The 13,758-nt window shown below is 57.3% G+C and carries 14 protein-coding genes and 1 rRNA gene; 4 read left to right on the top strand and 11 right to left on the bottom strand.

The genetic code is table 11. The features are described 5' to 3' along the window. Positions 1-6: 6 nt before the first annotated feature. Complete coding sequence (gene serB, locus AC559A_RS17015; protein WP_498818903.1) at positions 7-1,239, bottom strand: phosphoserine phosphatase SerB; 1,233 nt, start codon at positions 1,237-1,239, stop codon at positions 7-9. A 386-nt stretch (positions 1,240-1,625) separates the two neighbouring features. On the opposite strand from serB, the gene AC559A_RS17020 reads away from it, so the two are divergent. Both AC559A_RS17020 and AC559A_RS17025 read left to right on the top strand, forming a co-directional pair. After that, positions 1,626-2,381 carry a hypothetical protein gene (locus AC559A_RS17020; RefSeq protein WP_498818904.1) on the top strand — a complete coding sequence of 252 codons (756 nt, stop codon included), beginning with the start codon at positions 1,626-1,628 and terminating at the stop codon, positions 2,379-2,381. A 92-nt stretch (positions 2,382-2,473) separates the two neighbouring features. Next, positions 2,474-2,986: a carboxypeptidase-like regulatory domain-containing protein gene (locus tag AC559A_RS17025; RefSeq protein WP_498818905.1), complete on the top strand. Its 513-nt coding sequence runs from the start codon at positions 2,474-2,476 to the stop codon at positions 2,984-2,986. Between the two features lie 101 nt (positions 2,987-3,087). Here AC559A_RS17025 and AC559A_RS17030 read toward each other — a convergent pair whose 3' ends face one another. Continuing rightward, entirely contained in the window at positions 3,088-4,518 is a 1,431-nt protein-coding gene (locus AC559A_RS17030) for an aminotransferase-like domain-containing protein (protein WP_498818907.1), read from the bottom strand. 258 nt (positions 4,519-4,776) lie between these two features. On the opposite strand from AC559A_RS17030, the gene AC559A_RS17035 reads away from it, so the two are divergent. Then, on the top strand, positions 4,777-5,049 hold the full coding sequence (locus tag AC559A_RS17035; RefSeq protein WP_498818908.1) for a DUF2917 domain-containing protein: 273 nt from the start codon (positions 4,777-4,779) through the stop codon (positions 5,047-5,049). Positions 5,050-5,205: 156 nt separating this feature from the next. Here AC559A_RS17035 and AC559A_RS17040 read toward each other — a convergent pair whose 3' ends face one another. From AC559A_RS17040 to AC559A_RS17075, 8 genes are all read right to left on the bottom strand, one after another. After that, entirely contained in the window at positions 5,206-5,637 is a 432-nt protein-coding gene (locus AC559A_RS17040; protein ID WP_028572198.1) for a single-stranded DNA-binding protein, read from the bottom strand. Positions 5,638-5,645: 8 nt separating this feature from the next. Then, on the bottom strand, positions 5,646-6,011 hold the full coding sequence (locus AC559A_RS17045) for a hypothetical protein (protein ID WP_498818909.1): 366 nt from the start codon (positions 6,009-6,011) through the stop codon (positions 5,646-5,648). 49 nt (positions 6,012-6,060) lie between these two features. Then, on the bottom strand, positions 6,061-6,711 hold the full coding sequence (locus AC559A_RS17050) for a biotin attachment protein (RefSeq protein WP_498818910.1): 651 nt from the start codon (positions 6,709-6,711) through the stop codon (positions 6,061-6,063). Between the two features lie 74 nt (positions 6,712-6,785). Next, positions 6,786-9,041: a carboxyl transferase domain-containing protein gene (locus AC559A_RS17055; protein WP_028572201.1), complete on the bottom strand. Its 2,256-nt coding sequence runs from the start codon at positions 9,039-9,041 to the stop codon at positions 6,786-6,788. 248 nt (positions 9,042-9,289) lie between these two features. Continuing rightward, positions 9,290-10,714 carry an ATP-binding protein gene (locus AC559A_RS17060; RefSeq protein WP_498818911.1) on the bottom strand — a complete coding sequence of 475 codons (1,425 nt, stop codon included), beginning with the start codon at positions 10,712-10,714 and terminating at the stop codon, positions 9,290-9,292. Beyond that, entirely contained in the window at positions 10,689-10,985 is a 297-nt protein-coding gene (locus AC559A_RS17065; RefSeq protein ID WP_498818912.1) for a PilZ domain-containing protein, read from the bottom strand. Before AC559A_RS17065 ends, AC559A_RS17060 begins: the two co-directional genes overlap by 26 nt. A 121-nt stretch (positions 10,986-11,106) precedes the next feature. Continuing rightward, the gene (locus AC559A_RS17070; RefSeq protein ID WP_498818913.1) at positions 11,107-11,871 is read right to left on the bottom strand and encodes an OmpA/MotB family protein; all 765 of its coding nucleotides are present in this window, start codon (positions 11,869-11,871) and stop codon (positions 11,107-11,109) included. Beyond that, the gene (locus tag AC559A_RS17075) at positions 11,861-12,616 is read right to left on the bottom strand and encodes a motility protein A (protein ID WP_498818914.1); all 756 of its coding nucleotides are present in this window, start codon (positions 12,614-12,616) and stop codon (positions 11,861-11,863) included. Before AC559A_RS17075 ends, AC559A_RS17070 begins: the two co-directional genes overlap by 11 nt. A gap of 110 nt (positions 12,617-12,726) precedes the next feature. Here AC559A_RS17075 and AC559A_RS17080 point away from each other — a divergent pair, with 110 nt between their 5' ends. Further along, positions 12,727-13,551: a purine-nucleoside phosphorylase gene (locus AC559A_RS17080; protein WP_498818915.1), complete on the top strand. Its 825-nt coding sequence runs from the start codon at positions 12,727-12,729 to the stop codon at positions 13,549-13,551. Positions 13,552-13,667: 116 nt separating this feature from the next. Here AC559A_RS17080 and rrf read toward each other — a convergent pair. Beyond that, a 5S ribosomal RNA gene (gene rrf / locus AC559A_RS17085) occupies positions 13,668-13,758 on the bottom strand; the annotation flags it as partial.

A 13,758-nucleotide genomic window follows, 5' to 3' on the forward strand; every position in this document is an offset into this window, starting at 1 on the left:
AGGAATTCACTCCTGAGCCGCCAATTCCTCCATGGTCTCACTGTCCCTCAGGCCTAGAAAGTAAAGCACCCCGTCCAGCCCCATGTTCGAGATGGCCTGTCCCGCGCCCTGCCTTACCACGGGTTTGGCGTGAAAGGCGATGCCCAGCCCGGCCACGTCCAGCATGGGCAGGTCGTTGGCTCCGTCGCCCACGGCAATGACCTGGGCCAGGGAGATATGTTCCTTGGCCGCGATCTCCTTGAGCAGACGGGCCTTGCCCGGACCGTCCACGATCTCGCCCACCAGCCCCCCGGTGAGCAGACCGTCCCGGATTTCCAGTTCGTTGGCATACAGATAGTCGATTCCCAGCCGCTCTTGCAGGCGCCGACCAAAATAGGTGAAGCCCCCGGACAGGATGGCGATGGTGTAGCCCAGATTCTTGAGGGTACGGATCAACCGTTCGGCCCCCTCGGTCAGCGGCAGGGTTTCAACTACCTCCTCAAGCACGGACTCCGACAGCCCCCGCAGCAGCCCCACCCGTTTGCGCAGGCTCTGAGAAAAATCCAGCTCCCCGCGCATGGCCGCTTCGGTGATGGCGGCGACTTCCTCGCCCACCCCGGCCCGTTTGGCCAGCTCATCGATGACCTCGGCCTGGATCAGGGTGGAATCCATGTCAAAACAGACCAAGCGACGGATCCGACGAAAGGCGTTATCTTCCTGAAACCCGATGTCGATGCCCTGCTCCCGGGACAGTTCCAGAAAAGCGGCACGCATGGCCGAGATGTCCGCCGGGGTGCCGCGCACGGAAAACTCCACGCAGGTCCGGGGCATGGCCGCGGGATCGGCCAGGGACCTGCGCCCGGAAAGGCGGGTGATGCCGAAAATACTCAGGCCGTTGTCCGTGATCACCTGAGCCAGACGGGCCAGATTCTCGGCCGTCAAGGTCCGGCCCAGCAGGGTCACGATATGCCGCCGACGCCCCTGCTGGCCGACCCAGTGCTCGTAATCTTCCTCGGAAACAGGTGAAAACTTGAGGGTCAGGCCCAGGTTGTAGGCCCAGAACAGCAAATCCTTGATCACGGGCGAGGCCTGATTTTCCCGGGGCACCTCCACCAGCACGCCCAGGGACAATTCCTCGTGAATCACGGACTTGGAGATGTCCAGGACCGTTGTCCCGGACGCCGCCAACTGATCCATTATCCCGGCCAAAAGACCATCCCGGTCCGTACCGGTCAACTGAATAAGAATGATTTCGCGCATGGGTTCTTTTCTTACGATGCAAAAATGCCGGTTGAGAGTTGAAAACAAACCGTCAAGACCGACAGGACTTCCCCCTATCGTCAGGACGCCGGATATTTGCTTGAGCGAGCCCCTCGCGTCAAGGAAAGCTGATGCTGAATCGAAAAGAAGGAAAAAGCCCGAGAGAAACAGCCGAATAGGGGAGAAGCTCGCGTCCTTTGATCCGGAAGAAGATGACGCCCAGACAGAACAACAAAACAGAAACAGTGACACAGGGAATGCCGTTGACAATACATCTTCACATAAGATAGTCTTCTTTTCAATAATCGTCGACCGGGCGAATCCGGACCGACCTGTGAATCACTTGGGTTGCCGACCAGTGGGACCCGTCAAACCTCGGAGGAAGCATGAGAGCATTCAAGCACGTTACAGTTGGCGTGGTCATGGCCGCCTTGATGGCCTTCTTTGTGATGGCCGGTTCGGCTCAGGCCGGATCATTGCGGTTTTACGCCAACGGCGAAGAGTTGGCGACGGAGGGTTTTCTTGCTCCCAAGCTGACCAAGGACGGCTGGACCCTGACGTTCAGCCATATTTTCGTCACCTTGTCCGAGATCACGGCCTACCAGGTCGATCCCCCCTACGACGCCCAGGCCGGCGGACCCATCGCCGCCGCGTCCACGGTGGAGCTGGAAGGCGTGCATACCATTGATCTGGTCATGCAGGCGGACGAGGACTCCCGGATCCTGGTGGGCGAGACCCCGGCCCAGGCCGGGCACTACAACGCCATTTCCTGGAAAATGACCAACGCCGGAGAAGGCATGCTGGCTGGATACTCCATGGTCATTACCGGTGAAGCGCAAAAGGACGACCAAACGGTCAAGTTCCAACTCTATTCCAACGAGGAACGAACCTATCGTTGCTGTGAGTTTGTCGGGGATGAACGGAAAGGTTTTCTGGAGCAGGACGGCTTGGCCGATTTGGAGATGACCTTTCACCTTGATCACGTTTTCGGTCGCGCCGACAAGCCCGCGGATGACGAAATGAACATCAAGGCTCTCGGCTTCGCGCCCTTCGCGGATGGGGCGAAAAAGCACATGCTCAAACTCCACGGCCTGCACATCGGCCACGCCGGTGAAGGACACTGTAGCGTGGAATGGCACTGATTCCATTCACCACCTCACGACACGAAGCTTCCGGGGCGGTCGGTTCTCCACCCCGGAAGCCACCCCGAAAACCACCTAGGAAGCCATCCTGCATGCACCGTAGCTCCCTCGCTCCATGGCCGGGCACGGCGGCTTGGCTTCTCGTCATGCTCCTCGCTCTGGCTGCGCCCGAAAACCTGTGTGCCCATGGTGCGATGATCGACGTCTCTCAGACCACGGGCGTCGTCATCCAAGCCGGATACGACACGGGCCAGCCCATGCCCGAGGCCCAGGTCACGGTCTACGCTCCGGACAATCCGGCCACCCCGTGGAAGACCGGACAAACCGACGCCGACGGCCGATTCTCCTTTGTACCGGACCCGGCCATCCCGGGAACATGGGCTGTCCAGACCAGACAGGCCGGACACGGAGCCATGGCGCACATCCGGATCGACTCTTCGCGTGACGCGCCTTCCGACCCTTCCTCCCACGTCCTTTCCCACCCCGCAACCCGCCTTCCCTCCGGCGTCACCCCGTGGCAACGCGCCTTGATGATCGGGTCCGTGGTCTGGGGATGCGTGGGAACGGCCCTGTTTTTTTCGCGCCGAAAACCATTTTGCCGCTGACCCGCGGGGCATACTCGCGACCGCGGACCGGTTCACGGACAAGGCGTCCTCGGCCATTGCTTCACGGGTCATATCGATCTTTCCGCTTCAAGCTTGAAGGCTTACTCCACCGTCATGTTCCGGGCCAGTTCACCCAGGACCTGAATCCCCGTCTCCATCTCCTGGGTAACGGCATGGCCGCAACTGAGCCGGATGTAATTGCTGAACTTGTCCTGGCTGGAAAAGGCCACGCCCGGGGCCACGCCGATGCCCATCTCCAGGGCACGATAGAAATACTTCACCGAATCCACGCTTGAAGACAGCTCCAGCCAGAGCACGGCCCCTCCGGTGGGCCGGGTGACTCGGGTGGATTCTGGAAAATACCGCGCGATAAGACAGAGCATATGCCGCATCTGTTCCTCGATGCCGCCGCGTAGTCGCTTGAGATGCCGTTGGTACAGCCCGGCCCGGAGATATTCGGCCACGGCCCGCTGGGTCGGCGTGGCCGAGCAGATGTTGGTGGTGGCTTTGACCTCGAAGGCCTTGGTGAAATACCGCCCGGGCATGATCCAGCCCACGCGATAACCCGGAGCCAGGGTCTTGGAAAATGAAGAACACTGAATGACCAGCCCCTTGGGGTCGAACGCCCGGCAACTCAAGGGGCGGGCCGGTCCGAAATAAATATCCGCGTAAACCTCGTCCTCAATCAACGGAATATCCTTTTTCGTGAGGATGGCGACGATTTCCTTCTTGGCCTCGTCCGGGGTGAGCGAGCCGTCGGGATTGTTGAAATTGGGATTGAAAATGCAGGCCTTGACGTCGTGCATGGTTACGGCCCGGCGTACATCCTCGGGATTGATCCCGTTTTCAGGGCAGGAGGAGATTTCCACGGCCCGGAGCCCCAGGTTTTCCAATAAATGCAGGAAACAGTAGTAAGCCGGGGCCGCGATGAGCACGATATCCCCAGGCCTGGTCAAAACACGCAGGGCGATGTTCAAAGCCTCCTGACAACCGGAGGTGACGATAACTTCCTCGGGACGGGACGGGACGCCGTCCTCCGCGACTCGCAGGGCAATCTGTCTTCGCAGTTCAGGGTCTCCTTCGATGGGCTCGTACTGGGCCGCGACCATGGGCGCTTCACGGACCATGGAAGCGAGAATTCGGCTGAGCGCCTTGATGGGCAACAGCTCCTGGCCGATGGTGGCCACGCCGAACGGCAGGATGTCCTCCCGGCCCACGCCCTTGAATACCGTACGGATCAACTCCCCACGGGTGGCGCTGGTGGGCACGAGATTTGAAGGAGTGCGACAGGGCGCCTCCAGGGTGCCGCGAAAGCCGGGGCGCACGTAAAAGCCGGATTTGGGCCGCGCCTCAACCACGCCCTTGCGCTCCAATTCCAAATACGCCTGATTCACCGTGGCCAGACTGACACGGAGCCTGCTGCTCTGCTTGCGCAGCGAAGGCAGCTTATCCCCGGGGCGCAGCACACCATCCTCAATCTGTTCCATGATTTGCTTTTCGACGGCAACATACCGAAATTGTTCGGAAGACATTCGCAACATCTCCATTCTGCTTCTCCCTAGCCACAAAACTGTTATAGTTATTTTTTCGTTTTTCTGTATCTGTCCATAATACAGATTTCAAGGTCTAACTCTCCTCACAGCAGTGGGTCAAGGACTGCCCACGTCCGTCAGAGATGAGTACGAAGAAACCTTCAGCTTCGGGAGGCGACTATGGTCACGGGGAGATGCACGGCTCGCGTTGATGCTCCAAACAGAGAAACAGGGACGTTGCAAGGGTTACGGAAACGGATGGCCACCCTTGGCGGTAACGTACTTGCCCTGGCTGGGCTGCTTCTGGCCAGACGCCCCGTGGAAATCACTCTGCGCGACCGACAAATCGCCACCGTCGCCGGACGAAGACGAGTGCGCGTGGTCTGCCTCAGCGGTCGGGCCTGGGTCACGTCCGAAGGCGACGGCAAGGACTACGAGTTGAGGCCGGGCAACGAGGTCAAGCCCGGCGGCTGGGGCAAAACCGCCATAACCGGCTATGGTCCGGAAACCAGAATCGCGATTTTGCGTTGACGCGAAGGTCCCGGGCAGGCATCCGGCAATCCGGAGCGGGCAGTCCCGTCCTTGATATCGACCCTGGGAAAGTACACGGACGAACGCACCAACGACAAAGCCCCGGCGACTTACGTCATCCGGGGCTTCGTGGGTATCTGTGATTCTGAAAACAGGCTAAAAAGGCACCTCATCCATTCCGCTTTCCGAAGGCTGAGCCATGGGCCCCGGAGAGTGGCGGTCATCGGGCATGGGGGCCTCTTCAGTGCGCTGGCCCTTGGAATCCATGGCCTGGACCCGCTGGGCCACGATTTCCGTGGTGTATCGATCCTGACCTTGCTGGTCCTGCCATTTACGGGTCTGAAGCTTGCCCTCGACCATCACCAGTCGGCCCTTGGTCAGATAGTTCCCCACGAACTCGGACTGCTTGCCCCAGACCACCACCCGGTGCCATTCCGCCTTCTCCACCTTTTGGCCGTCCTTATCCGTGTAGGACTCGTCCGTGGCCATGGTGAAGTTGGCCACCGGCTGTCCGCTCTGGGTGTAGGCCAGCTTCGGGTCTTGCCCGAGTCTGCCGACAAGAATGACTTTATTCAGTGATCCACTCATGATTCCTCCTACGGTGTCGGAAAGGCTTGCTTCTTGACCACGCTTTCCAGTTCGTCCAGGACATCTTCCAGTTCATAGGTGATCCGGTCGGCCGCATCGGCTTGACGGTCGGCCAGGGCGTCTTCCAAGCGCCGATCCAGTTCTCGCAAGGCTTCAACATCCTTTGCCAGGGAATTTTTGAGATCCTGAGGCCAATCCTCTCCGAACTTCCATTTGTCTTCCAGCACGGCCGTCAATTGCCGCACCCCGACGTCCTTCAAGTCGACGGATTGCTTCTCGCCCCAAGCCAGTCTGCTCAGTTCAGGCCATCGACTGTACACGTCATCCGGATCATACGTAACGGCGCTGACGCGAACCTGTAAAATTTTGCCCATGGATGTCCTCTCTTTGTCTGGATGCGGGTTGATCCGTTCCGGCGAGAAATCAGTCCTGCTCCACCCACTCACTCTGAACCCGGCTGACCACGTCCTGAATCGTGGAAAGCTGGTCCTTGCGACAGACGCCGATCAAAGGCGCTCCGGCGTCGACGTTTTGATTGGCCTCGAAATACACGGCATAGATGATGCCCTCCGGCCCGACGTAGTTTAACTGGCTTTCCCGCTTCATCCGCGAAACGATGAACAGGTCCATGTCCGGCCGGACTTCCACGGACTGACATCCTTTGGACTTCACTTTGATGTCCACGTCCGGTCGAAAATAATACTTGGCCCGCTCCGGCGCATTGAACAGATGCAACGTTTTCCGCAGCAGCCGATCCAGCACTTCCTCTTTGCTGAGAAAGTGCCGAATGGTCATCAGCCGGGTTCCGGCCTGAACGAATCGTCCCGCCAGTTCCGTATGCACATGCTCCACAACGCCCTTGAGGGCGGCGTGAATCAGCTTCTTGTTCTTTTCACGATCCAGACAAGCAAGCAACGTGCCGGGCTTTTCACGCCACGCTCCGGACGGCCCGACGACGTTCGCCCCCGGAGCGTCCACCACGAACTCCACGGTCCCGGTATGCGGAGCCGTGATAACGACCTCCTCAAAGGGGGAAGCCTTAATCTCGTCCAGTAATTCGGTTATGTTCAGCAATCAGCACCCCCAACTTCAGTTTTCTCGTATTCACGCGAGGCCTCGGCAAGGTTGATGGCCGGGGCCTCCGGCGACTAGCGGTAATACAGATTCCTTCCTCCCACGGTCAGGAGGGCTTGATATACGTTCTTGCGCATCTCCCGGCGGTCCCAGACGCCCTGAATATGCCCGCGCGACAAGGCCTGATACGCTCCGTGATAGTGCGGCTCCACCGGCATGCCCGTGGTCTCCTGAATCACGCCGGGACCGGCGAAACCGACCCTGGAGGAACGGATCGCGAATTGGTACGGAGAACAGCCCAGAAAACTGGCCACGGGTCCGGCGTAGGAATTCGTGTCGTAGACCACGAGATACAGTCCACCGTCTTCCAGGTACCGCCGAACGGCCATGGTACATCGCGGCATCTGGATAACGCCCAGGGTCCCTTCCTGAATGCGAATTCCGGCAGTGCCGTGGACGTAGGCTATGAATGGGGTATGCTTTTTACGCGCCCGGTCAACGGCGCGAATGAATTTTTCGCCTTCCGCCGCCCCCACCGAGCCCCCTCGAAAACCGGCCGCGAGCATGGCCGTGACCACGCTCACACCGTTGATGGTGGCCTCGAAGGTCATGCACGAGCTTTTCAGCCCCGTCTTGCGCTTGGCTTCCTCCAGTTTCAAGTCCAGGCCCTCGTAACCAAGAGGATTCTTGGCCTCGATCTGGGCATTGAATTCCCTGACGGAATCCGGATCATACACGTTGCGCAGATACCAGTCGTATTCCATCGGGAAGTGGTGTCCGCAGTGAATGCAGACCCCGGCCCATTCGCCGAACAGGTCTGGAGCCCACATGTCCAGACAGCCGTGAATCGGCGTGTTGGGACAGGTGATGGTCACGTCCTGTTTGGCCTTGGGGCTGAGATACTCCTTTTTCGGCTCCGCCTCGCGCTCCTCCCACCGGGATAACTGGGTCAGTTGGCATTGGTCCCCGCCCGCGTCTCCTTCGCCCCCCTTCAGGGAGCCCTTGATCCGCTTGATGGGCGCGAAGCACTTGTTCAGCACCACCTGAAACTCGGCCCCCACATCCTCGGCCACCTGGGTCACCTTTTTCTGATGCTTGCGCCAGAAATCGTACTTGAAAAAGGAATAGACCGACCACCCCAGATCCGTCCCGTAATCATAGACTCTTCGCCCCAGGGAGCGCCGGTCCAGTACGGCATGTCGGCTCATGGTCATAAAGCGCTGGTAGCGCTTCCAGAGCAACCGATCCCGAGCCGCCGCGCCAAGCTTCCAACGGACGAAAATATTCTCCGCATTGGCCCCGGGTGATTTCTTCTGACGCATGACGGCCTTGGCCCGAAAGTAGTTCATCCCGCGAACCCGCAGGACGATCTCGTCCGTGGCGTTGATCACTTCCTGGCGCAATGTCCGAAAGAAATCAAAATGCTCCGTCCGCGCCCCCAGTACCGGCTCCTGGATGATCCTGTCCACAAGCCCCAGGGAGAGGTTGTCTTCAGCGGTAATTTTGAGTTGTTTTGCGCATTTTTCCACCAAATCCGACGGAACACGCTGCCCTTGCCTGATACGCCCCTCAATGGCCGCCGCGCCTTCCGGAGAAATTACCGAGTAATACCCGTGGGAAAGCATCAGCCGCACGTCGGCCAGCCCGATGGCTTCCGCTCCCCCGGACCCGCCCTCGGAAAAAATGGCGATCACCGGGACCCGCAATCCGGCCATTTCATAGATGTTTCGGGCAATCTGCTGAGCAGCTCCGGGATAGTCCTCAAGGGGAAACGCGCCGGGCGTGTTCACGTAGGCATGGATGGGAATGTTCTCGGTCTCGGCGACCTTCATGTACTGCAAGGCCTTGGCGTTCCCCCAGGGCTTGACCGAACCGCCGTTGCGGAACTCCTGGCCGTGACCTTTTTCCTGGCCGATGACCATCACGGATTGGTTGAAGACCTTGTTCCCCACCCGTCGGGTGATGTAGGCCCTGGCGATCAGCATGCTGGGGTCCACGCTGTATTCGTCCTGGCCGCCGATTTCCGTGTAGTTGTCGTAGACGTGCTCCAGAATGTCCTTCAATGAAATCCGCTGGGGATGTCGAACGATCCGGACCTTGTCCATGGGCGTGAGCTGCCGCTCCAGCTTCTTCTCCAAAAAACCGAACAGATCCTCCAGCGAAGAAATTTGTCGGATTTGTTCCGAAGGATCCAGCTTGGGAAGCTGCTCCTCGAACTCCTGAAGTTTGGCCCGCAAAAGCAATACATTTTCATTCTCTTTCGGACCAAAAATATCCTGAATGTACTTTAGCCGCTCACGCAGTTCGAAAATGGTTTTATCTATATCCATCACGGGTTATTCTCTAAATATGATCGATTAGGGTTGGTGCGGACAATCCATGAGCTGGTCCTCCACAGTGCGAAGATGCACGGGCGACAACTCCGAACTCCCAAATCGGCACCTTGCGGCCCAAGTGATTCTCGGCTGCAAAGGCATGACAAAATCCTCACCGGGTTCCTGCTCCCATGACTTCATGGATGAGGGGGTGTTCCAATGATGTGCTCGAAGCGTAACAGTGAATCTTCTCGGAGAGAAAATCAAAACATCAGCAGCATATCCGTTTTTTGACGCAAATAAGCGATGTTGGACTGCAACGGCTTACCCTGAGCGTTCTCGCCTTCCAGCACCAGGTTGTCCAGAAACGCCTGGCCACGTTCCCGCGCCTGATGCAGCGTCTCTCCCCAGACAATGCCCAAGGCCAAATTTGGGTCGTATTCTGTTGGGATGTCGTACGGTTTGTCCGTGGGTACATGCGTGAAGACCTGGACCCAGGGCTCGTCTTTCCAAGAGAAACGGTCGATTCGCCCGACCCAGGGCACGAACTTGTTGTCCGGCTCCTCGGCGATGATCCGGTACTCGATCCCGACACCGTCGAACACGATGTCTTTCTGGGCGTATCCCATGGGCTCGCCCAGCCCCAAACGGATCTGCTCCGCGATCAAATTGACCTGCTTCTTGCCCGGAAGCCTGGAAATGATGGCGCTGACTCCGTTCTCCACCTGAATACGAGTGTTCACTTCAAGCAAAAACGGCTGCCCGTTCGGCGTGACGATCCACTCCCAGGTGCCGACGTTGTCGTAGCGGACCTCCCTGGCCATGGTCAGGGAGTGGTTGATGATGGAATCAAGCACCTCCCCGGCGTCAAAGGCATACGTCACGAACTGCGGGGCAAACCCCGGTGCGACTTCGATTCGTTTTTGCCGCCCGATACTTTGCACCGAACAATTTCTGGTACCGAAGTGGACGATGTTCGTCCCGGAGCGCTCGGCCACGATCTGCACTTCAAGATGGTTGAAGTCAAAAATGCGCTGCTCCACCAGTACACCTTCATCTCGAAATTGTCGTTTGGCGTAGTTGCGCACCCGACGAAAGGTAGCTCGAAATTTATCCGGGTCGTTGACTTCCTCAATGCCCATGCCCCCGCCTCCGGCGGAAGCCTTGACCAGAACCACTGGCCTATGCACGCCCTGGTCCACCTGAAATGCAAAGAGGGCCTCGGCGATGCTCTCGGCTTCGATCTCATCGTACAGCGGTCGATCCGAGCCGGGGATGGTCGGAATGTTCAGGCTCCGGGCCAGGCGCTTGGTATTGATCTTGTCTCCGAGATCTCGAATAACGGCCCAGGATGGTCCGATGAAAATCAACGGACGGCCGCGCTCGCTGGCACGACGGGCGAACCGGTGATCCTCGGCGTAAAACCCGTACCCAGGATGAATAGCGGTCGCTCCGGAGACATCCGCCACCGAAAACATTTCATTTGGGTCGTAGTAGGAACTGATCCTGTATAAGGCCTGCTCACCACCCAACTCCACGGCCAGCCGGCAATGCCCGGACGCCACGTCCTCCTTGGTGGTGACGCAGACGAAATCCAAGCCGAGCTGCTCGCAAGCCCGGATGATCCGAATGGCAATTTCGCCGCGATTGGCGATAAGGACTTTATGTTTGCTTCGCGTTTGCTTCATCCTCGCCCTGCTGTTTCTGAAATTTACGGATTTTGATCCATCGCTTTTGAATTTCCAAGCTGAGCTTGTCCATGCGCTGCTCCTGGAGCTTGGACATATTCGGAAACGTACACGCCACCAGGATGCCATCCCGGATTGTGACGATTTTGGCATCCAGTCCGGCAACCCAGACCTTTCCTTGAACATGCACGTCCACCGTCACTGTTTGCCCGCCCAGAAAAGACTTTGACTCGTCCTTGAAGGCCAGGCCAAATGTGCTCAGATCGACCACGGGGTAAAATGCTTCTCGTTCCAGGACCCAAACCGTAAGTCCCGGAAGATGGACGCGAACAGCGCGGCGTTGATGATCTCGATGACCATCATTCGGATATTCGACCGAAAAGTCGAGCGGTTCAATTCCCAATGCGCTTCTCCAAGACGAATTCGACTCGTCTGTTTCTGCTTCGATTTTCGTCAGTGGTATTCGGAAAAAGAGGATACATTTCCGCCAACCCCGTGGACGTCAACCGTACCGGCTCAATGCCGAGTTCCATAAGATAGCGTAGGACGTTCACGGCACGCAAGGCGGATATTTCCCAATTGTCCTCGAATCGTCCGCCGCTTCGGGGGGGAATATCATCCGTAAAGCCCCGAATATTAATGGTTTGATCATGATAGCGAATAAAAAAATCCTTAAGTTCCGCGATGACGCGCCGTCCTTCGGGAGTCAAGGTGACCTGCCCCAGTCCGAACAAAACGTCTCCCGGTACCCGCAAGGTGATCGTTCCTTCATCAAATACGGCCCCGACGACGCCTTCCAACCCTTTGGTATTTTGATAATACCGAAAATCAGAAAAAATACGACGCTGATTCTCAACCACCTGCCTATGCAGCATCGCCTGATCGATAAACACGCCGATGTCTTCGGCGGGAATTCTATCCGCCCCAAGCGTACCTCCCATGGTATCGCCCAAGGCCATGCGCACGGAAAAAAACGACTCCTGAAAGCGAGTGTCATCCAAAGTGGACATGGTGAAAAGCAAGATAAAAAAAACCAGGAGCAACAGACACATGTCCGTGAATGTCACCATCCAGTCTTTATCGCCCTCACCATTCTCGTCGAGGTCGGACTCCAAGATCGACGTATTTTGGGAAGAAATTTGAAAATCAACGCTCACTGCGACGGTCCTTTGGAGGAACGAAAGATGAGAGCTTTTCGTAGACAAGCCGGGGATTGTTGTTTTCGAGAATGCACTTTGCGCCTTCGAAAATAATGTGCAGATGCAAAACTTCCTCTTGACTCCGGCTCCGCAATTTCCCAGCAACGGGCAGGAACACCAGGCTGGCCATCATGGCGCCATAAAAAGTGGTCAGCAAGGCCACGGCCATTGCCGGACCGATGGATGACGGATCGTGAAGAGCGGCCAGCATCTGCACGAGACCGATCAACGTGCCGATCATGCCGAAGGAAGGAGCATACGCCCCCATCCGTTTGAACACATCATGTACAATAAGGTGTCGACGGCGCAATGAAGCGATCTCAATGGCCAACATTTCTCGAATCATCATTGGGTCCGCGTTGTCGGCAATCAGCTGGCAGGCCTTTTTGAGAATCAGGTTCTCGGTCTTGATGTTCTCCAGCGCCAGCAACCCCTCTCTACGACTGATATCCGCGATTTTGACCATCGTGTTCACCACGTCGATCTCACGCACCTTCCGGGAAAGAAAAATCTTAAAAGCCGCCGTATGCGCTTGGATAATATCGTTGAGCGGGTAGTTGACGCAGATAGCTGCCAAAGTACCGCCGACAACGATCAAGAATCCGGGAACATTAACAAAGGTGTCTACTGCCCCGCCAAGCACGATGGCGACGAGAATCAAGGACGTACCGGCAATGATCCCGAATAATGTCGTCTTATCCATTGCTTTTATCGCCTCTTGTCTTCAAAATGAAATATTCCGCCGAAGGCAAAGTCCCCACCTTTTGCGGCATCATCAAATACATAACAAGCATGCCAGGAGAAAAGCCAGAGATGACCAGCACAATTCTTAAGCTAGAAACCGCCGCTGCCGGGGCTCTATCCCCTCAACTCACTTTACGCTCGCAAGCACCTGTTGGCATTATCCTCGGGACCGGACTTGGTCAATGGGTGGAAACCCTGCAAGCCTTTCAGGCCATTGATTACGCGCAAATCCCAGGCTTTCCCGAAGCCACCGTCCAAAGTCATGCCGGCAGGCTTTGCGCGGGACAGGTCGGGAACGTTCCCGTTTTAGCCCTCCAGGGTCGCTTTCATCTCTACGAGGGATATACGCCGGACGAGGTTTGCTTTGGCCTGCGTACCCTGGGATTGCTGGGGGTTAAAAAAATTATCATAACCAACGCCGCCGGTGCCCTCAACCCTCTGTATCATCCGGGGGAAATCATGGTCATCACCGATCAAATCAACCTCACGGGACGCAACCCGCTGGTCGGCCTCAACTACGGCGACCCGCTTTTCCCGGACATGAGTCAATTATTTTCTCCGCGGCTGGCCGACTTGGCCCACGCTACCGCGCTCCGATTGGGCCAGCGGCTTCAAGACGGCGTTTACATCGGGATTCTCGGTCCCAGCCTGGAAACCCCGGCTGAAACCAGAATGTTTCGCCGACTCGGCGCGGACGCCATCGGCATGTCCACAGTCATGGAAACCATCGCGGCCAAGCAGATGGGCATGGAAATACTAGGCTTATCCTGCCTCACGAACAAAAACCTTCCGGACTGCATGGCCCCGACTTCCCTTGAGGAAATCATTTCCGTGGGAAAAGACATTGGAGGCCGTCTCTCGTCTTTGCTCAACCAGTTGATCCCACGAATGTAAGAGCAGTTGAGGCTTTCACTCGAAAGCGGACACTTTTTCATTCCCATCATATTCAGCGGTTAAAAACAAAAACGCCCGCTTAGTTTCCTAAGCGGGCGTTTTTGTGATGAGGAATGATCTGGCGGCGTCCTACTTTCCCACGGTTAGAACCGCAGTATCATCGGCGCTGGAGGGCTTAACTTCCGAGTTCGGAATGGGGTCGGGTGT

Origin of the sequence: Desulfonatronum zhilinae, from assembly GCF_900182865.1 — a bacterium.
GTDB lineage: Bacteria > Desulfobacterota > Desulfovibrionia > Desulfovibrionales > Desulfonatronaceae > Desulfonatronum > Desulfonatronum lacustre.